This window comes from Halocatena salina (genome assembly GCF_023115355.1).
Classification (GTDB): domain Archaea; phylum Halobacteriota; class Halobacteria; order Halobacteriales; family Haloarculaceae; genus Halocatena; species Halocatena salina.
Map to the genome: position 1 here is coordinate 732,053 of NZ_CP096019.1, position 21,284 is coordinate 753,336.

Annotated in this window: 20 protein-coding genes; 4 read left to right on the forward strand and 16 right to left on the reverse strand. The window is 57.7% G+C overall.

What is annotated here, in order from left to right; genetic code table 11:
* Positions 1 to 6: 6 nt before the first annotated feature.
* The 9 genes from MW046_RS03705 to MW046_RS03745 all read right to left on the reverse strand — a co-directional run bounded on the left by MW046_RS03705 (position 7) and on the right by MW046_RS03745 (position 10,176).
* Positions 7 to 1,674, reverse strand: coding sequence for an FAD-dependent monooxygenase (locus MW046_RS03705; RefSeq protein ID WP_247994221.1), 1,668 nt, complete (start codon positions 1,672 to 1,674; stop codon positions 7 to 9).
* Positions 1,667 to 3,316 carry an electron transfer flavoprotein subunit alpha/FixB family protein gene (locus tag MW046_RS03710; RefSeq protein WP_247994222.1) on the reverse strand — a complete coding sequence of 550 codons (1,650 nt, stop codon included), beginning with the start codon at positions 3,314 to 3,316 and terminating at the stop codon, positions 1,667 to 1,669. Before MW046_RS03710 ends, MW046_RS03705 begins: the two co-directional genes overlap by 8 nt.
* 2 nt (positions 3,317 to 3,318) lie before the next feature.
* Entirely contained in the window at positions 3,319 to 4,173 is an 855-nt protein-coding gene (locus MW046_RS03715) for an electron transfer flavoprotein subunit beta/FixA family protein (protein ID WP_247994223.1), read from the reverse strand.
* A 144-nt stretch (positions 4,174 to 4,317) separates the two neighbouring features.
* Positions 4,318 to 4,647 carry a 4Fe-4S dicluster domain-containing protein gene (locus tag MW046_RS03720; RefSeq protein ID WP_247994224.1) on the reverse strand — a complete coding sequence of 110 codons (330 nt, stop codon included), beginning with the start codon at positions 4,645 to 4,647 and terminating at the stop codon, positions 4,318 to 4,320.
* Positions 4,648 to 4,740: 93 nt separating this feature from the next.
* A complete protein-coding gene (locus tag MW046_RS03725) occupies positions 4,741 to 6,459 on the reverse strand; it encodes a glutamate--tRNA ligase (protein ID WP_247994225.1) in 1,719 nt (572 codons plus the stop codon).
* Between the two features lie 121 nt (positions 6,460 to 6,580).
* Positions 6,581 to 7,615, reverse strand: a complete 1,035-nt coding sequence (idsA3, locus tag MW046_RS03730; RefSeq protein WP_247994226.1) for a geranylfarnesyl diphosphate synthase — start codon at positions 7,613 to 7,615, stop codon at positions 6,581 to 6,583.
* A gap of 22 nt (positions 7,616 to 7,637) precedes the next feature.
* The gene (locus MW046_RS03735; RefSeq protein ID WP_247994227.1) at positions 7,638 to 8,990 is read right to left on the reverse strand and encodes a ribonuclease J; all 1,353 of its coding nucleotides are present in this window, start codon (positions 8,988 to 8,990) and stop codon (positions 7,638 to 7,640) included.
* A gap of 273 nt (positions 8,991 to 9,263) precedes the next feature.
* On the reverse strand, positions 9,264 to 9,473 hold the full coding sequence (locus tag MW046_RS03740) for a SurA N-terminal domain-containing protein (protein WP_247994228.1): 210 nt from the start codon (positions 9,471 to 9,473) through the stop codon (positions 9,264 to 9,266).
* 49 nt (positions 9,474 to 9,522) lie between these two features.
* Positions 9,523 to 10,176, reverse strand: a complete 654-nt coding sequence (locus MW046_RS03745) for an FAD-binding oxidoreductase (protein ID WP_247994229.1) — start codon at positions 10,174 to 10,176, stop codon at positions 9,523 to 9,525.
* 365 nt (positions 10,177 to 10,541) lie between these two features.
* Here MW046_RS03745 and MW046_RS03750 point away from each other — a divergent pair, with 365 nt between their 5' ends.
* The 3 genes from MW046_RS03750 (at position 10,542) to MW046_RS03760 (ending at position 14,921) form a co-directional block, all read left to right on the forward strand.
* Positions 10,542 to 12,305: a 2-oxoacid:acceptor oxidoreductase subunit alpha gene (locus MW046_RS03750; RefSeq protein WP_247994230.1), complete on the forward strand. Its 1,764-nt coding sequence runs from the start codon at positions 10,542 to 10,544 to the stop codon at positions 12,303 to 12,305.
* On the forward strand, positions 12,302 to 13,168 hold the full coding sequence (locus MW046_RS03755) for a 2-oxoacid:ferredoxin oxidoreductase subunit beta (RefSeq protein WP_247994231.1): 867 nt from the start codon (positions 12,302 to 12,304) through the stop codon (positions 13,166 to 13,168). Before MW046_RS03750 ends, MW046_RS03755 begins: the two co-directional genes overlap by 4 nt.
* A gap of 283 nt (positions 13,169 to 13,451) precedes the next feature.
* Positions 13,452 to 14,921: a GntP family permease gene (locus MW046_RS03760; protein WP_247994232.1), complete on the forward strand. Its 1,470-nt coding sequence runs from the start codon at positions 13,452 to 13,454 to the stop codon at positions 14,919 to 14,921.
* A 26-nt stretch (positions 14,922 to 14,947) separates the two neighbouring features.
* Here MW046_RS03760 and MW046_RS03765 read toward each other — a convergent pair whose 3' ends face one another.
* On the reverse strand, positions 14,948 to 15,175 hold the full coding sequence (locus MW046_RS03765) for a DUF7860 family protein (protein WP_247994233.1): 228 nt from the start codon (positions 15,173 to 15,175) through the stop codon (positions 14,948 to 14,950).
* Positions 15,176 to 15,264: 89 nt separating this feature from the next.
* On the opposite strand from MW046_RS03765, the gene MW046_RS03770 reads away from it, so the two are divergent.
* Entirely contained in the window at positions 15,265 to 15,510 is a 246-nt protein-coding gene (locus MW046_RS03770) for a DUF8151 family protein (RefSeq protein ID WP_247994234.1), read from the forward strand.
* Positions 15,511 to 15,609: 99 nt separating this feature from the next.
* Here MW046_RS03770 and MW046_RS03775 read toward each other — a convergent pair whose 3' ends face one another.
* The 6 genes from MW046_RS03775 to MW046_RS03800 form a co-directional block, all read right to left on the reverse strand.
* Entirely contained in the window at positions 15,610 to 17,313 is a 1,704-nt protein-coding gene (locus MW046_RS03775) for a type IV secretory system conjugative DNA transfer family protein (protein WP_247994235.1), read from the reverse strand.
* 260 nt (positions 17,314 to 17,573) lie between these two features.
* Entirely contained in the window at positions 17,574 to 18,503 is a 930-nt protein-coding gene (locus tag MW046_RS03780; protein ID WP_247994236.1) for a coiled-coil domain-containing protein, read from the reverse strand.
* A gap of 381 nt (positions 18,504 to 18,884) precedes the next feature.
* Positions 18,885 to 19,145: a hypothetical protein gene (locus MW046_RS03785; RefSeq protein ID WP_247994237.1), complete on the reverse strand. Its 261-nt coding sequence runs from the start codon at positions 19,143 to 19,145 to the stop codon at positions 18,885 to 18,887.
* A gap of 5 nt (positions 19,146 to 19,150) precedes the next feature.
* Positions 19,151 to 19,357: a hypothetical protein gene (locus tag MW046_RS03790; RefSeq protein ID WP_247994238.1), complete on the reverse strand. Its 207-nt coding sequence runs from the start codon at positions 19,355 to 19,357 to the stop codon at positions 19,151 to 19,153.
* Between the two features lie 17 nt (positions 19,358 to 19,374).
* Complete coding sequence (locus MW046_RS03795; RefSeq protein WP_247994239.1) at positions 19,375 to 19,887, reverse strand: hypothetical protein; 513 nt, start codon at positions 19,885 to 19,887, stop codon at positions 19,375 to 19,377.
* 300 nt (positions 19,888 to 20,187) lie between these two features.
* Positions 20,188 to 21,156: a transcription initiation factor IIB gene (locus MW046_RS03800; protein ID WP_247994240.1), complete on the reverse strand. Its 969-nt coding sequence runs from the start codon at positions 21,154 to 21,156 to the stop codon at positions 20,188 to 20,190.
* Positions 21,157 to 21,284: the final 128 nt, after the last annotated feature.

The following is a 21,284-nucleotide window of genomic DNA, read 5'->3' on the forward strand; positions in this document are numbered from 1 at the left end:
TGTGGGTTAGCCGCGATTGAATTCGACTCCCTTGCCACCACCCGGATGTTCCCAATCGGTGTCGGCAACGACAGCACACGTCCCACACTCGATACACGGCTGGGTGTCGAGACTCACGACGTGTTTCGTGTCGCCGTTGGTCGTGATCGTCTCCTCCCGGTAACAGCCGCCACCGAAGTCCGTCGCACTGACGGGACACGCAGAAACGGCCGTTCCGCTCGCTTCCACTGAGCTGTCGCGCAGCCGAATGTGGGGATTACCGATATCCGTATCATACGTCAGTTCACCGATCCGTTCTTCCAGACTCGGTGGCTCGACGGTGGATCGGTCACGAACAGGAGCACCGAGCTCCTCCGCGATGACCGTCGGAAGCGTGACGTAGGGCGTCCGGGTGTCCGGGATCGACATCGACATGAACGGTGAACTGTACAGCCGTTCTACCAGCCCGATGGCGTCCATCGCTTTGAGTCCGACGCGACCGATGGGTGAAGTGAGCAGCCGATCGACCGTATCAGTCGTCTTCTTCCGTTCACCGATCGGTCGCAGTCGTTCGTAGCGCTTCGGTCTGAGCTTCTTCATCATACCACTCTCTTTCAGCTTCCGCTCGTATCGCTTGCCCACCGAGTCAGGATTGTTTCGGCGTTTGGCTGTTGCGAACGCTTCGGCGGCCAGCGCGCCGGCGCTCACTGCGTGATTCATTCCCTTGATGATCGGGCCTTGAGCCTGCATCTGTCCGGCTGCATCGCCCACGAGCACGAGGCGGTCTTTGTGTGGCGACGTATGGGCCACCTTCTTAGAGTCGGGAACGAGCTTCGCAGCATATTCCACCTCGGTGTACTCCTCGCCGAGCCACCGGGCCAACAGTGGATGTGTGAGCAACGCGTTCAACAACTCGTGTGGCTCGGCGCGTTCCTCGACGAGGCTGTCGAGGTGGAACACGGCACCGATCGATAGCGAATCCGTGTTGGTGTACAGAAAGCCCCCACCACGGACTCCATCAAACAGATCGCCCGAAAACAGGTGTGCGACACCCTCATTCGGATCGATTCCGAATTGATCGTCGACGTCGGGCATGTCGACGGTTGCCTTGACGCCCTGGAACCACTCTTCGGGTTCATCCCAATCCATCAAGCCAGCATCGCGTGCGAGTTCGCTGTTCACCCCATCGGCAGCCACGATGAGATCCGCCCGGATGGGATCGATCTCGTCGCAGGTGACGCCCACGATCTCCCCGTCTTCCCGGAGGAGTCCGTTTGCGCGAATTCCCGTCAGCAGTCCGCCACCCGTTTCACGGGTGCGCTCGTGGACTCGCTCTGCGAGCCACGAATCCATCCGCCGTCTGAGGACGGCGTCGGACCACTCCGTATCGTGTTCGTGCAGGGAGGTGAGATCGTATTCCTTTACCATCTCTCCGGCGACGTTCTGCATGTAATACTCCGTGATCGGTCGTTCTGTCACCGTCTCACGGATGTCTGGAAACAGATCGTCGATCGTGTAGGGTGCCGATTTCTCGGCGTAGAGTAGTCCGCCAGAAACGTTCTTTGCGCCCGCGTCGACGCCACGCTCTAACACGAGCGTTTCGATGCCCTCGTCCGCCAACTTTGCTGCTGTGGCCGCACCGCCGGGACCGGCCCCGACGACGACGGCTTCGTAGTGTTCGTACGTTTCACTCATCAGTATCACCTCTGGCGTCCGCTCCGACGCCGCCGTCAGCGACCGCTTTCAGATCCAGTTCCCCGGCTTTCAGTGCTGCCGTCAGTTGCGGTAGCACCTCGAACAGATCGCCTTCGATGAAGTAATCGCTGAAATCACGGATTCGTGCGTCGGGATCGGTGTTGACCGCGATGATCGTTTCCGATTCGTCCATGCCGACCTTGTGCTGGATGGCACCGCTGATACCCGCAGCGATGTACAGTTTCGGCGCAACGATCTGACCGGTCTCACCGATCTGACGCTCTTCGCGGGTGTACTCCTCGACATGTCCCGCGAAATCGTACGATCCGGTGACGATCCCCCGAGAGACACCGATACCAGCGTCTTCGAACGCATCGGCCAGTTCGACACCGAGTTCCATCCCTTGGGTCGGATCGTCACCGATTCCCCGACCGAGCGCGACGATCACGTCGTGGTCCGACAGATCCACCCCGGTGTCGAGTCGGTCGTGGGCCACCACCTCGACCTGAAGCCACTCGGAGTCAAGCTCGATTTCGTGTTCGACGAGCTGTCCGTTCCGGTCGCCGTCGAACTCGGGTAGCTCGAAACTGCCCGGTATCACTGATGCTCCTTGGGGATGGAACTCCCGCGCAGGATTGTCCAAACAGAGGATGGTCGAGTACTCGAAGCCACTGAAATCCGGACGCTTCATGTGTAAGACACGCTTGAACGTCTTATTCTCCCCCGGCCGTCCGGTTTTGACGGGATTGCTGATGACGCTTTCCTCGATGTACAGCCCTGAACAGTCGCTTGCCAGCCCGCTGTCAAGTTCGGCTTGGACCTGTGCTGAGAGATCCCGCCCGTTGTTCGTCGCCGGAAACAGCGTGTAGCGCGGCTCGTCGTAATCGCGCCAGTCCTCCGTAGAACGAGCCATATCGGCGAAGATCTCAGTGTACGGCGTATGCCGGAACCGGTCGAGTCGGTCGTCTTCGTAGTAGACGGCGACGTCCGCCCCATAGCCGATGGTTTCCTCCGCGAGATCAGCGATGTCGTCGCCGATCACCACGGCGACCACGCGCTCGTCGGTGTCGTTGCTGTCGTTGTACTCGTCCATCAGCCGACGGGCCTTGCCGAGCATCTCTTTCGAGACGTCGAGCAGCGCTCCCGATTGAGTCTCACAGTACACCCACATGTCGCGGTATGTGCCGTTCTCGAGCGCGCGGACGTGAGCTTTGTCCGCCGTCGGGTGGTCGAGTTCGGGATATTTCTCTTCAGGAGACCGTTGGGTTTGCTCGACGTCCGCCTCGTCGCTGCCAGCCACCGAGTCGATGCGGTTCTCGATGAGCCGTATCGCGCTGTCGCGGTTTTGGCCGTCAGTCTCGCGTTCGAGCAGCGATTCGAGCGTCTTCATCTCATCGATGTCTTGGAGGGCGTTACCGAGATCGGCGACTGACATCTCGGTGAGATCGAGATCCCCACCGTCGGTGTCGTCATCCTCGCTGAACTTCTCGATCCGGCTTTCGAGGAGCGTTTTCGCCCCTTGCCGATCCTTGTCGTTCCGTTCGATCTCGAGGATCTCTTCGAGCGTGGCCACGTCTTCGATCTCTTTGATCTCCGGGCCGAGTTCCGCGATGGTGTACTCACTCGGGTCGATCTCCGCCACGATCAATCACCCCCCACAGCCAACGGCTGCATCTCATCGAACACTTCGATCATCCCGTCCTCGTCGGTCGGGTCGATCATGGTCGCTTCGCGTTCGGCAGGGGGTTTCGGGATCGGATCGACCGAGGAAACGATCGTCGGTGACCCATCCAATCCGATGTAGTCCGGATCGAGATTCAGATCCTCGTGGTCCCACGTCGTCAAGTGCTGTTCGTGCTCCTCGGCGCGGTCGGTCGTCCGTTCGCGCAGGTCTTTCAGCACCAACCGCTCGCCAGCCGTTCGGTAGCTCGTATCGAACTCCGGATCGACGACGATGAACGCGGGCAGGTCGGTCTCGACGGTCTCGACCTCCTCGATATCGCCTTCGACCAACCGCTGTGCCCGTACCGTCCGCTCCGTTTCGTCCACATCGAGCGAAATGACGTGTGTGATCATGGGAAGATCGAGCGCCCAACAGGTTTGGGGACCGGTGTGGCCCGTCTCTCCGTCGGCAGTCTTGAATCCCGCAAAAATGAGATCGGGAACCCCGAGTTTCTCTAACCCTGTTGCGAGAGTGATCGCTGTCGCCCACGTGTCCGAGGCCGCAAGCTCACGATCCGACAACAGATACAGATCGTCGGCGTACACCGATTCCATCGCTTCTTGGAGCACGTCACCGTACCCCGGTGGACCCATACTCATCACGCTTACCCGACCGCCATGGCGTACTTTCGTCTGGAGCGCTCCGTGGAGCGCGTGCTCGTCGTTCGGGTTCATCACTGTCGGCGTCTTTCCCCGTTCTAGGTGCCCGTCCTCATCGAACGAGACCTGTCCTTCGCGGAAATCCGGTACTCCTTTCGTGAGAACGATCGAGTGCATTGACATCAGTTTCCCTGTCTGGCTATGACTACCACGGGACGTTAATAGCTTTTTACCAAGCCATCAAATTTTATATGGTTAATGGAAATGAACTAGCAACTACCGCGAGTTGACTGGAGGGTGACGGACGGCTCGTCCAGTCGATTAGATGCGTCCAGCACGACCGGGATCGACATCGATGGCGTCGACGGGACAGACGTCGACACAGAGCATACAGTCGATGCACTGAGCTTCGTGTGTCGGTTCGGCTTTGATCTCGCTTTCGGGGTGACCAGGGGTATCGACCCACGTGAAAACGTCTACCGGGCAGTCCTCAAGACACGCGCCGTCGCCGATGCAGATGTCGTAGTCGACAGCAACGTGCGTGCCGTGGATACCGAGTTCCTCCGGTGGGTCGGTCGGTCCCCAAACGTCTACGCCGTTTTCCTCCCCGGCGTGCTCTTTGTTTTCTTCGAACTGTGGGTCGATAGGCATCGATAACTAGATGGTTCGTTGGCAGACACTTAAACGTGTTCCCGGCTGTTATCAAGGTCGCTCGTGCGTCTGATTATCGTGTGACGTGTCGTGTTAGGGGTGAGCGAAGTAGGCGACTGCTTCGTCACTCATCTCGTCGATCCGGGCGAACCCGACGCGTTCGAACTGGACGATGTCGTCGGGGGCGTACTCCCGGAGACCGGGTTCTGCGTGTCCTGTCATCGTTCCGTCCATGGTTCGCACGGTGAGCGGGACGTTTTCGTCCGCCGGGACCCAGTGGACGACCGGGACGCCTTCCTCCCGGACGGCTTCGATCCCATCGCCGGTGAACTCGAATGCGTCGCGGGTGTGACGGACGCAGCCGTACCCCTTGAGCCAGACACGCTCACCGTTGGACGGTACGTCTGCCGGTTCGACACGGACGGCACCGTCGACGGGGATGGTTCGGTCACCTCGATCCTCGTGGTCGGGGTGAACAGGGGGTGTTCCGGTGTCCGGACCGTTCACCACAGGCTTTTCGACGCCGTTCCGCACGAAAAACGCCCGATCGGTGTCATCGTCGATCAATTCGCGGTTGGCGGCGTACACCGCCGACAACGCGAGATCCACGTCGCTCGTCGAGGTTCCGAGTTCGACAAGCGCCGAAACGATCGCCTCACCCTGAATTCCCCGCTTTCGGAGGCTTGCGAGCGTCGGCGCGCGGGGATCGTCCCAGCCGTCGAGTTCACCCTCCGCAATGAGCGCTTTGATCGTTGAGGTACTCATCTTCACGTCGTAGGCATCGATCTGTACGTGACCCCAGTGGACCACTTCGGGATACTCCCAGTCGAAATACTCATACAGGAACCGCTGTCGGCGCGCCGAATCCTGTAAGTCGATCCCCCGAATGATGTGGGTGATTTCCATGAGATGGTCATCGATCCCACTCTGGAAATCCAAGATCGGCCAGCACCGATAGCCAGCTGCCTCCTCGCGGGGATGAGACCTCTCGATCATCCGGAAGGCAGCCCAGTCCCGGAGTGCGGGGTTTTTGTGCTCGATGTCGGTTCGAACCCGGAGCGTGATGTCACCGGGATCGTACTCGCCAGCGATCATCGCCTCGAACTCCTCCATAACGGTCTCGATGTCCTTACCACGGTGCGGACACGGCTCTCCGGCGTTTTTCAGCTCTGAGAACGCCTCCGCCGAACAGGTACACGTGTACGCACCCCCGAGCTTGATCAGCTCGCGTGCGTATTCATAATACGTTTCGAGCCGGTCGGAGGCACGGATCACCGCGTCCGGTTCGAATCCGAGATACTGTATGGCGTCAAGGATAGCGTCGTAGGCGTCGAGATCCGGACGTTTGGTTTCGGGATCTGTGTCGTCGAATCGACAGAGCATCCAGCCGTCGTACCGTTCTTTGTACGTTCCGATGACCGCGGGCATCCGAGCGTTGCCGAGGTGCCACGGTCCGTTGGGGTTCGGGGCCAGCCGCATCCGGACTTCGTCGTACGCCTCGACGTTAGGAAGCTCACCCAATGGGTCGTGATCCTCGTCGGTTTCGGTCTCGGCGGTGAGTTCTGCGAGCTGATCCGGATCGAGTTCCGCGAGCCGCTCGCGGCGCTCGGCCGGCGACAAGGCGTTGATCCGCTCGATGACCGGCGCGATGAGCTCAGGGATCCGGTCCCCGTGTTCCCGAAACGCCGGATTCTCGCCCATGAGCGGTCCCATGATCGCTCCGACCTGAGCTTCGTTGCCGTGTTTGAGCGCGTTGTACAGCGCGCTCACCTCCGCCTCGCGCTCGATGCGCTCTCTGAGATCGTCGTCCATGCGTGTAGAGAAACGACGGGGGATCAAAACCGGCGTGGATCGAAGGTGGTGGTATCGCCGCTGACGAGCGTTGCTGAGAACGATCACCACCTTCCGAACCCCGCTGGGCCCGATGAGGAGACTAGTACCGCCGTTCGATGAGATAGTCCGCGATCTCACCCAGCACAGACTGGGCCTCACAGTCGGGCAGCACTTCGAGACGGTTTTTTCCGTTCGTAATCAGATCGCGCGCCGTGTTCCGGGCGTACTCGATGCTTCCGGCGTCTTCAAGCGTCTCGACAGCCGCCTCGATGTCGCGTTCTGTCACCGACTCCACGCTGTCTGTAGCGACGAGTTCGTCGATATCGATGCCCTGCTCTTTGGCGTGGAGCGTGATGAGCGTTCGTTTCCCTTCAACCAGATCGCTCCCTCGCTGTTTGCCGAGTCGCTCGCTCGGGACAGTGAGATCGAGGAGATCGTCCTGAACCTGAAAGGCCATTCCGACGTCGATTCCATACTGGTGTAAGGCCTCGACGGTTTCGTCGTCAGCACCGAGCAAGATCGCCGGAATGCTCGCCGACGCGGCGTACAGAACAGCCGTTTTCAACTCGATCATTTCTAGGTACTGAGTCGTCGTAATGCCTTCGCTCCGTTCGAACGCAACGTCGAGCGCTTGGCCCTCGCAGATCTCCGTGCAGGTTGTCGCTAGTTCTTTGAGCGCACGGACGCTCCGACTGGCCGATGCATCGGTGTCGAGCATACATTCGAAGGCCTTCGAGTAGAGGGTATCCCCGGCGAGGATTGCGGTGTCGAGGTCGTACGCCTCGTGGACCGACGGAACCCCACGTCGAAGGTCGTCATCGTCCATGATATCGTCGTGGATCAACGTGAACGACTGGATAATCTCGACGCTCACAGCCGCACTCATGACGTCGATACCCTGTGGACCGAACGATCGGTACTCGTCGCTCAACGGCTCGGTGTCAGTGAGCGCTTCTGCGACGAGTAACAGCACGCTCGGCCGGAGCCGTTTCCCACCTGCGTCCAGCAGATGACGAGAGGCGGCATACAACTGTTCAGGGTGATCGATCGGGAGCGTCTCGGTCAGGGCGTCGTTCACGAGACCACGACGCTTGGTGAGGGCTGCGGTTACTCGGTCGCGGTCTATCGAACTCATAGTTGGACTGGTAGTAGTAGATTTACTCCACGAGTTGAATCATGTTTCCATTGCTGGTCACGTGGAGATCGTCCTCGAGCGTGTACCCCTGTGACTTACAGAGGTCGACGTACGGCGCAAAGCCCTCCATGTTTTGGTGGGCCGGAATGACGTGTTGGGGCTGGAGAGCTTGGAGCATCTCATAATGACCTTCTTCGCTTAGGTGGCCGGAGACGTGGACATCGTCGTAGATGCGCGCGCCCTGCATTTTGAGGAGGCGCTCGGACTGGTAGCGCTGTCCTTCGTTGGTCGGCTCGGGAATGATCCGCGCCGAGAACACCACTTTGTCCCCGTCCTCGAGCTCGTAGGGGGTCTCACCGCGACCCATCCGTGTGAGCATCGCACGCGGCTCTCCCTGGTGGCCCGTGACGATGGGGAGGAAGTTCTCCTTCCCCTCGTTCATGATCCGCTTGAACGTCCGATCAACGGATTTTCGGTGGCCGTACATCCCCAGTCCCTCTGGGAAGTCGACGAAGTCCAACCGTTCGGCCGTCCCGGAGTATTTCTCCATCGACCGGCCGAGCAACACTGGCTGCCGACCGATGTCGTCAGCGAACTCGACGAGACTCCGAACACGCGCGATGTGACTCGAGAACGTGGTGGCGACGATGCCGCCGTCGTAGTCCTCCATGCTGTACAACACGTCTTTGAGGTGACTGCGCGCGACGGATTCGCTCGGCGTACGACCCTTCCGTCCCGCGTTGGTGCAGTCCTCGATGTACGCGAGCACGCCCTCACCTTCCCGGCCGATCTCGCGGAAACGCTTCATGTCGATCGGATTACCGATGACCGGGGTGTGATCCATGCGCTTGTCCAACCCATAGACGATCGACCCCTCGGGGGTGTGAACGACAGGGTTGATGGCGTCGATGATCGAGTGAGTAACGTTGACGAACTCCAGTTCGACGTTGCCCGAATCACCGATCTGTCGGGTTTCACCCGCGCTCATCTTCACCAGATCGTTTTTCACCCCGAACTTCTCTTCGGACTGGATCTGTTGATTCACCAGTTCGATCGTGAACGGCGTGGCGACGACGGGCGCGTCGTATCGGTGTGCGAGCTTCGAGATCGCTCCAATGTGGTCCAAGTGTCCGTGGGTCGGAACGATCGCCTGCACGTCACCTTCGAGATCCGACATCACGCGGTCGTCCGGAATCGCGTTCATGTCGATGAGATCGAGGCTGTGCATGCGCTCGGTCTCGACGTTGTCATGTATCAGTACCTGTGAGAGGTTCAGACCCATATCGAAGACGATCACGTCGTCTCCGGTACGGACGGCCGTCATCTGGCGGCCAACCTCTTCGTATCCACCGATCGTTGCAATTTCGATTTCCATTGTAGACCTCCGAGTACGCCGCCCGAAGGCGCAATTGTCGCGTCGTGCGACCGTACAGCCCACCGGCGAGAACAATCGTGTTTTCGGCAGTTGCCGCTCGCCGGTCGCCCGCTTGCACCCTGGGGCGACCGTGCTCTCGGTTACAGCACAGTACTGGCTGCTGTGTTAAAAGCTACGTGGCTTCGGGCCGTTCTCGATGATCGGCCGTTTCACGCTCTCTTTCGGATGATCCGTCCGTTCAAAGGATGAGCGTTCGCTGTGGACCACGCGCCACTACTCCAAGCGGCTCACACCAGTCCACGAGAGAACGCCCCGGACGAACAGGAAACAGACGAGTACGAACCCACCCAACAGCGTCGGCGCAGCGAGCACTCTCGCAGTGTGGTAAGGAAGGACGATGCGTGAAAACCCGAGAATCACGAAGCTCACGACGATCAGAGCGAACGCGATGACCGAAAGCGTGCCGTACGTGTGGCGTCGCATAGCGATACCACGAGACTAGTCACCGAAACGGTATCGACTGCGAAGCGAGCTACGCATCGGGAGCAGGGCCGAAGCTCTCTGTTTTGGCTGCGTCCGTGTCCACGCCGACAGCACCAAGAGCGTCGGTCGCCAGCTCGAGAAAGTCGGCGAATCCATACACGAACGGTTGTGGCTCTGCGCCAGCTGTCGCATTCTCGATCGCTGCCGGGAGAGCGTCACCCTCGGAAACGACGAACACCGTCGCTCCCTGCTCCGACAGCGCACTAAGACGCTTTTCATGGATCGGATCCTCATCGACGTACACGACGGCCGTTTCTCCACCGTCCGCTACGGTTCGTTCTGCGATTCCGACAGCCGGACCGACCCCAGGCCCGCCCGCGACGATGAGCGTCTGTGCCTCGTCTTCGTAGTAGGCGTTCCCGAACGGCCCAGCCACGCCGATCGTATCGCCCGACTCCAAGGCTGAGAGATACGGACCGAACGTTCCCGTTGGATCGATCGTCAGTGTCGTTTCGAACGTCTCCGTAATGTGGGGTGAAGAAATCGTGTAAAACCGAGAGACCTCTTCGTCGTCAACTGTGGCTGACAGCTTGACGAACTGCCCCGGACGAGCGTCGAAACCCTCCGGAGAACGGAGTTCGAGCGCAACGGCGTCACTCCCAACGGTTCGAACCGACACCACTGGAACGTGGGTGGCGTTCATACTACCTCGTTTCCGTCCATACACGTTAGTCCACTGCATTACCGCAGGACGAAACGAACGCCGCCTCTCATGATCAAAACGCGGCTTCTCTGACACGTTGCCGTCACACATCACCACCCCACTTTCCACACCGGACTATCATAATAATCTGATACGAGTGAATATACTATATTGATAAATACGATGAGTGAAGCAGTCCCAGAAATTCAAAATATGTATTTCATGGCTATATCAGTGCGTTATAACTGTGATAATTCGATTACAGTGACGTCACGTATTTATGACACTATTATTGCAATTTTGGTAGAATCGATATTAAGCATTCAGAAGTCTTTTGGACCGGCGAGAGGTACGTTTGAAACAGTATGCACAAAGATCTCAATTGGGCCATCGGCGGTGAGGCTGGCGATGGCATCGATTCAACAGGGAAAATATTCGCGCAGGCCCTCTCGCGTGCGGGTCGGCACGTGTTCACCTCTAAGGACTTCGCGTCACGGATCCGTGGTGGGTACACGGCGTACAAAGTTCGAACGTCGGTGGATAAAGTCGAGAGCGTCGTCGATCGGCTCGATATCCTGATCGCACTCACCCAGCGCACGGTGGATGAGAACCTCGATGAGCTACACGAAGGGAGCGTCATCATCTACGACGGTGAACGCACGACGATGCAAGATCTCGAGATTCCAGAGGGGATGATCGGGCTAGACGTTCCACTAAAGAGCCTCGCAGAGGACGCTGGCGGCGCAATCATGCGCAACATCGTCGCGCTCGGAGTGGCCTGTGAAGTCGCTTCGTTCCCGATCGAGAAACTGGACGAGTCTTTAGAAAAGCGGTTCGGTGATAAAGGCACCTCAATCGTCGAGAACAACAAGGAGGCCGCACGTCTCGGACAGGAGTACGTCACAGGGAACTACGACCACGATTTCGAGTACGAACTCGAAACGACGGACAACGACTACGTACTCCTGAACGGGGATGAAGCAATCGGCATGGGAGCGATCGCCGCCGGCTGTCGGTTCTACGCCGGTTATCCGATCACGCCAGCCACGGACGTGATGGAATATCTTACCGGTCGGATCGAGCGCTACGGCGGATCCGTCGTCCAAGCGGAAGACGAGTTGTCGGCGATCAATCTCGCACTCGGCGCGGCACGAGCTGGTGCACGGGCGATGACAGCAACCTCGGGACCGGGGATCGATCTGATGACGGAGACGTTCGGGTTGGTCGCAACGACCGAAACGCCGCTAGTCATCTGTGACGTGATGCGCTCGGGTCCGTCTACGGGGATGCCGACCAAACAAGAGCAGGGCGATCTCAACCAGTTGTTGTACGGTGGACACGGCGAAGTCCCCCGATTTGTGGTTGCGCCGACGACGGTTGCGGAGTGTTTCCACAAAACCGTCGAGGCGTTCAATCTCGCAGAGAAGTACCAGGTGCCGGTGTACGTTACGAGCGACCTCTCGCTCGCAGTTACCGAGCAGACGTTCGCGCCTGAGGAGTTCGATATGGACGAGATCGAGATCGAGCGCGGTAATCTCGTCGAACCGTCGGACGTAGAGGCGTGGCAGAACGATCAGGGTCAGTTCCAGCCCCACTACCCGACCGACGACGGCATCAGTCCCCGAACGCTGCCCGGCACGCCCGGCGGCGCTCACATGACGACGGGATTAGAACACGACGAACTCGGTCGGCGGACCGAGGATACGGACGTCCGTATCGAACAAGTTGACAAACGCACACGGAAGGTCGAAACCGCGATCGAACGCGAAAACTGGGAGTACCGCGAGTTCGGTGATGAGGACTCGGACACCCTCGTCATCTCGTGGGGATCGAACGAAGGTGCGATCCGTGAGGCGATGGAGTTCCTCGAAGACGACGAGATTTCCGTTCGGTTCCTTTCTTGTTCGTACATGTTCCCGCGAGCGGATCTGACCGAGGAGATCGAGAGCGCTGAAGAAGTGATCGTCGTCGAATGTAACGCCGGTGGGCAGTTCGCGGATCTCCTCGAACACGACACGCTTTCCCGCGTCGATCGGATCAACAAATACAACGGCGTCCGGTTCAAGGCCGACGAACTCGCATCCGAGATCAAAGACGTGCTCGCAACGGGCACGGAGGTGACAGCATGAGCTCAGACGTTCGATTCACTGATTTCAAATCCGACAAGCAACCGACGTGGTGTCCCGGCTGTGGTGACTTCGGGACGATGAACGGCATGATGAAAGCACTCGCAGAAACGGGCAACGATCCCGACAACACGTTTGTCGTCGCCGGGATCGGTTGCTCGGGGAAGATCGGGACGTACATGCATTCGTACGCGCTCCACGGCGTTCACGGTCGTGCGCTCCCGGTCGGAATCGGCGTGAAAGCCGCAAACCCCGAACTGGAAGTGATGGTCGCCGGCGGCGACGGTGATGGCTACTCGATCGGCGTCGGCCACTTCATTCACGCGGTACGCCGGAACATGGACATGACGTACGTCGTCATGGACAACCGGATCTACGGCCTGACGAAAGGGCAGTTCTCCCCGACGAGCCGGGAGGACTTCGAGACATCCACCTCTCCTGAAGGACCGAAACAAGCCCCCGTCAACCCGCTTGCGCTCGCGCTCGCGGCTGGTGGGACGTTCATTGCCCAGTCGTTCTCTTCTGACGCCCAGCGCCACGCCGAGATCGTCAAACAAGCCGTCGAACACGACGGCTTTGGCTTCGTCAACGTGTACAGTCCCTGTGTGACGTTCAACGACGTGGACACGTACGATTACTTCCGTGATTCGCTGGTCGATCTCGGCGAAGACGAGGAGTACGACGCCTCCGATTACGATCAGGCCACGGAGGCCATTCTCGACAATGACGTCGAATACCAAGGTGTTATCTACCAGGATGAAGAGAGCACGTCCTACAACGAAGCTCACGGGTTGACCGAAAACATGTCGGATATCCCTGACGGTGCACCCGACGACGCGATGGACCTCGTTCGAGAGTTCTACTAACACACGATAGCGCGACTGATCGGCTTCGATTGCTGTTCAGCGGTGTCCGTTCTCGACCGAATACACCGAGTGAACGTGTTGTTTCTTACGGCTGAATTCTCACTTCTCGATAGTTGGACGCATATCGAGATACAGCAGTAGCGGGTTTATAGAAAAATACTATAAACATGGGCTACATTCCCACATATATACATAATTACGACAATTATTAGAAATAATCATTGGGGATTATCCATAATGGAAAACATTTTCAATGAACAACTTGGATGAGGGTTTGTGACACATGGTACTTGAATTCGTAGATAGTTCATTGATCACGTTCATCGTTGGACTCGTTATGGTCGTCGTCTTGCTCGCCGTCTGGGATCTTCCGGCGTTCGTGGGACTGGCGATCGCTACGTTCGCAGTCGGACTCGTCAATGCGGTGTTCCTAGGGGACTTCACGTACGGTGATGCTGCGGCGAGGACGGCGACGGAGTTCGGCAACGGGATGGCAGGAATCGGGATTCCGATTCTCATGGCAGCCATCATCGGAAAATCGATGCTCGAAAGCGGAGCTGCCCAGCGCATCGTCCGCGCGTTCCAGTCAGTCGTCGGTGAGAGCAACTCCGATTTCGCTCTGTGGGGGAGCAGCGCTGTGTTGGCGATTCCGGTGTTCTTCGACAGCGTGTTCTACCTGCTAGCGCCGCTAGCGCGCTCAATGCGCGCTCGTGTCGGGAAGAATTATACGCTGTACATCGTGGCCGTCGGGGCCGGGGGTGCGACGGCCCACGTGTTCGTTCCACCGACGCCGGGACCGCTGGCTGTCGCTAATGAGATCGGCGTTTCGCTCGGGCTCACGATGTTGATCGGTGTCGCAGTCGCCATCCCCTCAGCCGCTATGAGCGGTCTCGTTTACGGTCGGTGGATCAACAGCCGTCTGACGATTCCACTCCGGGACACGATGGGGACCACGACCGAGGAACTCAAACAGCGCGCCAAGCGGGATATGGATTCGTTCCCGGGGGTGTTCGAATCGGTACTTCCGATCCTGCTCGCTGTCGTGCTGGTCGCTTCATCCACGATCATCGATAGCGTACTCAACGCGCCCGGCTTTCTCAAATGGGTAGTTGAGAATCGGGTGGTTGAGTACCTCTCTGTCGATATCAGCGTCGCACAGCTGACATCGGCGCTGTCCACCACCGAGACAGCCGTCGCGTTCATCGGGGACAAAAACGTCGCGTTGACGATCGCGGCCATCGTCGCGGCGCTCACCTACCTCCGGTGGTCCGATCTCTCTCGATCGGTCTGGGAGGACGAACTCACCGAGGCGCTGAAAAGCGGTGGAAACATCGCCGCAATCACCGCGATGGGCGGGGCGTTCGGCGCGATGCTTGCCGCCTCCGGAATCGGCTCTTACATCGCTGGCGGTCTCAAAGGAATCGGTATCGGGCTGCTGGTGACCGCGTGGCTTATCGCCGCGATCGTCCGTATTGCACAGGGATCGGCAACGGCAGCGATGCTCACCACGGCGGGCATCATGGCTCCCTTGGCGAGTCAACTCACCGTCCATCCGGCGTATCTCGTGATGGTCATCGGTGCCGGTGGAAACATCTGCTCATGGTACAACGATTCGGGCTTCTGGTTGGTCAAAGAGATCGGTGGACTTACACAAGCAGAGACGCTGAAAACGTGGACCGTAGTTACGACGCTCATTTCCGTGACCGGACTCGTCACTGTTCTCGTCTTATCGACGGTCTTCCCGTTGGCCTGAACGGTGTCCAGTCGTTCAGTCGTTCGTCACTCGGTGAGCGGAAGGAAAATCCCGAACAGGAACGGAGAGAACAGTCCGAGCAGAATGCCGACCACCTCGGCGTACGTGAACAGAGTCGTTTCCCACGCCGGAAGCGTTCCGTAGAGGGAGTGCCCGATCGCACCGCCGCCAGCGCCCAGCGCAAACAACCCGATGCCGAGTAGAAAGCCCGTCTTGGTCAACAGTCCGTAATCGAGATCGCCGTATCGTCCCATGCGTGATCATACGGAGCCAATGAATAAACCGTTTCGAGCCTCGTCCGAACCCGAAACGGATTTTCCGCAGAACGTACAATCGTTGTATAATGGACGATCTGATTTCCGAATCCGTCGTCGAGATCGTGGCGCTCATCGGCTCTGCGGTCGGGTCCATACTGTTCACCGTCGGGGGCGTCGTGCTTGAACACAGTAGTCTCCAAAGTGTCGTAGCGGGCCAATCGACGGTCGGCCTCTGGGAGATGTACATGGGCGGACTCGCCCTGATCGCCGGACTGTATATAGGGTACCAAGAGTGTTGGCCGCGGCTGGTGGACTATCGAAGCGGAGCGTAGAGATCGGAAGCCAAACTGTCCGATGGTCGTCGCTGCTGTGGTACGTTCTGTCTATCGACCCGGAGTCGACCCCATACAATCAGTTCGTGCGATCGGTAGCTACTCTCCGCTTTTGCCTTCGAGTCGTGGCGGCGATCGGTCCGCCGATTCGAGCGGTGGATGCCGTTGTTTGTGGAGTCGCTGCCGAATGCGCTCTCGAAGACCGAGTCGGTCGGGGGGAAGCAACCGTCCTTCGATATCCTCAAGCAGATAGAGGCGGCCGCGCTGTCGGCCCGAGGGGGTGTGGACGATGCCGCGTCCGGCCTCGAAGTTCTGGAGGGTGTCCTCACCGATCGGGTAGTCTTCAAACACGCGGATATCGTCGTCATCGACTTCAACGAGCCATTCATCGTCGTCTTCGGGTCCGACGTTGCGCTCGACGTGCTCTCGGCCGATCCGTTTGCGGCAGTATTCGACCGAGCCTTGCCCCACCCGCAGGTGGATCTCTTGGGCCAAGCCACTGAGGAGGCTCTCAGCTTTGTCCTGACCGTACGTATCGTGGAGCTGCGGGATCGCCTGTACGCCCAAGATCGCATAGCAGTTGTACGCCCGCCCCGCGTTGACCAATCGTTCGAGCATGTCTAACTCCGGCAACGCCGCGAACTCGTCCAAAATGTGGTAGGACGGCCGCTTATCCTCCAATCCGAATCGAATACTCCAATCGATCAACAACCTGAAAATCGCTTGTACCGACGAGGACTGCTGGATCGGAAAATCGAGAATGAGAATCTTTCCGCGTGGATCAGCCATGTACTCCCGAACTGAGAAGGTTCCTTCTTGAGAGAAATCCCCCCGAAAGACTGCAGAAACCCGTTCTTCGAGGATCGAGACGATGTTACTGCTTGCCTCAACGCCCGCTGGCAAGTGCTTTTTCGCCGAAAGATCCTCGCTCTCGAAGGCGTTGCGCAAGAGGTCAACATCGGCGTCTTGCAGGAACGTCACGAGATCCTTGTTCGTCGGAGCTGGGCCTTCTGGATCGTGCCAAAACAGCCGAAGCACGTCAGCAAGCACTTGTGTGGCGGCATTGGTGAAGTAGTCGTTGTCGACCTCGGTCCCGGCGAAGATTGCTTGAGCGATCTCATCGCAATCCCCATCCGCTTCGATCTCCCGGAAGACGTTCCACGTGACTGTCGAATCACGGGAGGAGAGTTTGATGATGTTTTCTTCAGCAAAAAACGTCTGGTAGTCCTGTTTGTAATCGAAGACGACGAACGCCTCGTCAGGCTCGGCCTGTAGTTGGTGGGCGAGGACCTGGATCGCTTCGGTTTTCCCGCTGCCAGTTTCACCGAGCACCAACACCGATCGGTCCATCTCCAGTTGCACGGCCTGCTTCGAACCGGGCGGATCGTTATGGCGCTCGCCCGCTTCCGTCAGCGGCACCAGCATGATGTCCTCATACAGTTGGTGGCGGAGCTGATACTCGGTCTGTCCAATGCGCCAGTAAAGAGCTACCAGCCCGTTACCACCCAACAGCACGACCGGATCGAAGATCACACCAAGAAAGACCGAAGAATCGAATAGCCCGACAGAGAATTCCTTACCGATCCCTACCGGGGCAAGCCACACCGTCGTGCCAAGCCACGGGAGTAAGAGCGCACACAGACAGATGAGCACAACCCAATACCGCAGGCGCATCCGGAACTGCAACAGTACCCACAACCCTCCCGACCGAAATCGGTCGCTGACAGCCGTCGAGAACCGGCGCAAGCGTTCGATCATCGTCGTAGCCCAGTGGGCATCATCGGTTGTCGTATCGTTATCCATCATCGTGGATCGATTGGATGTGGGATGAGTGCCTCCCACAAACGTTCTGGGATGCTCTGCTCACCGGCGTTTCGCCTGGATACCCGCTAGTCACCGTCGAAAACGCCCGGAGGTCCGGTCGTCGTATCATCAACGTAGTTTCTGTCATACGGCCTTGTCTCTGGTCGCGGTCTGTTGTGTGCTCCGCCGATATGTAGGATGAGGATCTGTTCGTAGTGGTTCGTTCGATCACTGGTTGTAGGTTTCGTACTGAAGCGGTCTTATCTATGTTCGTTGGTAAACTCCACAGAAGATTCTCCGGAGGGATCGTAGCGATCGAGATACAACTCGCCTTTGTTGTCGTACTCCTCTTCGAGTTCAGTCGTGTCGGGACGATCGGTCCGGTCGGTAGATTCGTCGGCCGTTGCGTCGGATTGGGCAGCCGCCGCATCAGCACTCGCCTCGGCTGGTTCAGTTCCCGGATTGACGGCCGGGGACTCCTCTTTCGTCTCCGTCTCCCGCTCATCACCGTTATCGTCACTCCCACCTCCATCGTCGGATGGCCCACCATCGCTCTCTGGGGGGTCGTCGGAGGATTTGGTCGTGGTCGTCTCGGCTTCGTGCTCGGTGCCCGCTCCGTCGCCAGCCGTTTCCTGAACAGCGTCCTCTGTGGCTGCTCCGGACGCCTCGGCTTCGCTCTCCGCTGTGTCTTCCATGATAGCTTCGTCAGCGTCCTGTGTCGTGGATTCAGACGTCTCTTCTTTGTTCTGTTCGTACTCCCTGTGGTTCTCTATGCGGCGTTGCAGGTCACTCTTCTCGGTTTGAAGCTGTCTTTTCTCATCGCGCATGTCGTGCCGATCTTCTCGAAGCCCCTTGTCTTTCTCTTCGAGCCTGTCACGCCGCTGTTGAAGTCGCTCTCGCTCCTGTAGGATCTCATTTCGCTTCTCTATGGAGTCTTTATTCTCATCTATGAGACACGTGTTTTGGTCTATAAACTCCCTATTATCGACTAAATAATCTCCGATGTCTTGGATTCGTTCATTAATTGCTTCGATATTCTCATCGATGTCTTTGATTTGATCATCAATCTCGTTTCTCTCCGCTCGAAGCTCATCGATCCCTTTCCGGGACTGCTCTAGTTCTGCTGTACGATCAGCATCCAGTTCCCAGTCGTCAATGAGGTTGTTCTCGGATTTACTTTTATTATGCACTTCTTATGAATATATCGCCTGTTTTAAGGAAAGCTCGTCTGGATAAAGTGGAATCAGTTGTTTCGACCCGACAAGAATGAAACGTTTGTGTCACACTTCCAGTATCTGTGGACTGGACCATTTCCTGGTGTGTCTCCCCTTGTGTCCAACCCTTCTTGCCCGAGGCTTCGCCGGTCCCCTTAACATTTCCAACACCGAGGACACCACCCGAACTACTGCCACTGATTTTGACGCCCCCTTCAGTTTTCGATGTCTTAGACGTTCCCTGTGTTTGCCGATCGTCTCTTGGTTTCCTTTCGTCACGGTTAGCGTCTGTGTTACTTCTTTGTGACATGAGCAAACCTCGACCCCATCTTTAATGTCAATTTGTGAATCATCAAGTCAAAAAACTCGCTGTTTGGGATCGTTTTCGATTAGATTCATTACTTCCTTCCATTTACTGTGTGAGATATATCTGCTCTGTATAAAGTCCAATCGAGTTTGCTGTTGCATCCGAACAAATTTATCAGCCACGTCCTCTGGAGGCATTTCTTCAATCTCCTCGGGAAGGTCTCCGAATTGATCACCACGGTGTTGGCGATTGAGTTCTGTTGTCTGCTCCTCCTCTCTGAAATATGATTTGACCCTATCAAGCAATCCCATCTTAGCTACTCCTCCGTATAACCCGCCCCGACCTCGGTGATGTTGATCATTTTCTCGACGCGCTTTGCTGGGAGTTCGTTGTCAGAGCGCAGTTCCTTGAGACCGGCCAGCACCGCATCAGCATCGTGGAGGTCCTCAGTATCCTCATAGGCAACGGTTGTTAGCGTCTCGGCGGCGCACAATCGTGTTCTGGGCCTGGAGTCATCAAGCAATGCAACGAACGCTCGAACTAGGGCTGGAAACTCCTGGGGGAAGCTTTAACAGTATCATCGAGATTTATTGCTACCGTCTCCCGGACATGAGCATCTGTTTCGTGAAGTAAAGACGCGAGCACCTCATCGGCCTCACTGACCGACATGGCTGTTTCCCTGTCGATCTTTCCGAGCGCAGCAATACCATCCATTTGTGAACTTCCAGTCAATTCCTCATCGGCGAGTGCCCTGGTAACCTGGGATACGAAGTCGGTACCAATCTCTGGAATAGTTTCTGTAATTGCGGCAACAGTGCTGACGGCCAACTCCTGAACGACGACATCTGCGTCTTCAAACGCGAGTTCCAACAGCTCGGGATGACGGATCCCGATCTCGGGATCGACCTCCGCAACGTCACCGAGAAGTTGCGCAACCGACCGGCGTGCGTCGACCGCTCCCGATTCGAGAATCGTCCGAAGCTCACCACTGTACTCATCGAACCGCCCCGGATCGCGCTCGATCTCCGCAATGATCTCGTCAGCGTTACTCATCGGTGACTCACCTCGCGTCGATCGATCGTTTCCACAGGGAGGACATCCCGTTCGGGTGTGAGGCAGTTCATACCAAGTTATCCCGTATGCTATTATATTGATTTCGGAATTCTAAAATCCACTGCAAAGGATCGTCTATTTATGATATGTGACCCTCCTCATCGTACCCCTATATGTAAAATATTCAATAATGATTCGGCATAGACATGTTTCGGCCGTAGTGTTGGGCTTACCAGCGAGACCGAGGCGTAGTTGTCGGTTCTAATTCTACTGTGGCTGCCCCACTGCACCAATATCGGATTATGCGACGATATCCAACTCTTCGATCTGCTCTTGGTAGCGGTTGCGGATCGTGACCTCAGTCACCTGTGCGACGTCGGCGATGTCCCGTTGGGTTCGTTTGTCGTTGCAGAGCAGAGAGGCGGCATAAATCGCTGCAGCAGCGTATCCCGTCGGTGATTTCCCCGAAAGGAGGCCCGCTTCGGCCGTGATGTCGATGATGTCGTTGGCTTTCGTCTGTACCTCTTCGGAGAGAGCGAGATCCGAGCAGAATCGGGGGACGTACTGCTTCGGGTCAGCGGGTTTCAGCTCAAGTCCGAGGTTTTGAGAGACGTAGCGGTACGTGCGTGCGATCTCGCGGCGTTCGATCCGGGCCACTTCCGTCACCTCATCCAAACTCCGCGGAATCCCTTCCTGGCGGCAGGCGGCGTACAGCGTAGAAGTAGCGACGCCCTCGATCGACCGGCCACGGATGAGGTCTTCATCGAGTGCACGCCGGTACATGACCGATGCGACCTCTCGAACGGATTTCGGAACGCCGAGCGCGCTGGCCATACGATCGATCTCCGAAAGCGCGAGCCGAAGATTGCGCTCACCGTTGTCTACAGTGCGAATGCGGTCATGCCACTTTCGTAGCCGGTTGATCTGAGAACGTTTTTTCGGGGAGAGGGACTGTCCGTAGGCGTCTTTATTCTTCCAACTGATATCGGTCGTCAGTCCCTTGTCGTGCATCGTGTTGGTCGTCGGTGCACCGACGCGGGACTTGCGATCTCGTTCCTGACTGTCGAACGCACGCCATTCCGGCCCGCGATCGATCAACTGTTCTTCGAGAACGAGGCCGCAGTTGCGACAGCACCGTTCACCCTGCTGTTGAACAGCATCTTCGGCGCCGCATTCCGGACAGACAGCTGCTTGCTCGTCGGCGTCGGTCTCCTCTTGCTCGATGCGGCTCGGTCGGTTTCGACGGCGTTTGGTTGTCGTATGTGACATTGTTGTCGCCCTGGTAGAGTGGTTGAGCGGGACCAGGACCGTCCCGCCGGCAGCCTCATTTCCTATCGGTGGCTCGCTTGAAGACGATCCCCAACTGCTTCTGGACACCCCTCCCAAAAGGGAATTAT

What these genes read in the sequence shown, in the direction of transcription:
- MW046_RS03705 (WP_247994221.1), bottom strand. Translation starts at nt 1,674, where the DNA reads ATGAGTGAAACGTACGAACACTACGAAGCCGTCGTCGTCGGGGCCGGT.
- MW046_RS03715 (WP_247994223.1), bottom strand. Translation starts at nt 4,173, where the DNA reads ATGCACTCGATCGTTCTCACGAAAGGAGTACCGGATTTCCGCGAAGGA.
- MW046_RS03720 (WP_247994224.1), bottom strand. Translation starts at nt 4,647, where the DNA reads ATGCCTATCGACCCACAGTTCGAAGAAAACAAAGAGCACGCCGGGGAG.
- MW046_RS03725 (WP_247994225.1), bottom strand. Translation starts at nt 6,459, where the DNA reads ATGGACGACGATCTCAGAGAGCGCATCGAGCGCGAGGCGGAGGTGAGC.
- idsA3 (WP_247994226.1), bottom strand. Translation starts at nt 7,615, where the DNA reads ATGAGTTCGATAGACCGCGACCGAGTAACCGCAGCCCTCACCAAGCGT.
- MW046_RS03735 (WP_247994227.1), bottom strand. Translation starts at nt 8,990, where the DNA reads ATGGAAATCGAAATTGCAACGATCGGTGGATACGAAGAGGTTGGCCGC.
- MW046_RS03740 (WP_247994228.1), bottom strand. Translation starts at nt 9,473, where the DNA reads ATGCGACGCCACACGTACGGCACGCTTTCGGTCATCGCGTTCGCTCTG.
- MW046_RS03745 (WP_247994229.1), bottom strand. Translation starts at nt 10,176, where the DNA reads ATGAACGCCACCCACGTTCCAGTGGTGTCGGTTCGAACCGTTGGGAGT.
- MW046_RS03750 (WP_247994230.1), top strand. Translation starts at nt 10,542, where the DNA reads ATGCACAAAGATCTCAATTGGGCCATCGGCGGTGAGGCTGGCGATGGC.
- MW046_RS03755 (WP_247994231.1), top strand. Translation starts at nt 12,302, where the DNA reads ATGAGCTCAGACGTTCGATTCACTGATTTCAAATCCGACAAGCAACCG.
- MW046_RS03760 (WP_247994232.1), top strand. Translation starts at nt 13,452, where the DNA reads ATGGTACTTGAATTCGTAGATAGTTCATTGATCACGTTCATCGTTGGA.
- MW046_RS03765 (WP_247994233.1), bottom strand. Translation starts at nt 15,175, where the DNA reads ATGGGACGATACGGCGATCTCGATTACGGACTGTTGACCAAGACGGGC.
- MW046_RS03770 (WP_247994234.1), top strand. Translation starts at nt 15,265, where the DNA reads ATGGACGATCTGATTTCCGAATCCGTCGTCGAGATCGTGGCGCTCATC.
- MW046_RS03775 (WP_247994235.1), bottom strand. Translation starts at nt 17,313, where the DNA reads ATGGATAACGATACGACAACCGATGATGCCCACTGGGCTACGACGATG.
- MW046_RS03785 (WP_247994237.1), bottom strand. Translation starts at nt 19,145, where the DNA reads ATGGGATTGCTTGATAGGGTCAAATCATATTTCAGAGAGGAGGAGCAG.
- MW046_RS03795 (WP_247994239.1), bottom strand. Translation starts at nt 19,887, where the DNA reads ATGAGTAACGCTGACGAGATCATTGCGGAGATCGAGCGCGATCCGGGG.
- MW046_RS03800 (WP_247994240.1), bottom strand. Translation starts at nt 21,156, where the DNA reads ATGTCACATACGACAACCAAACGCCGTCGAAACCGACCGAGCCGCATC.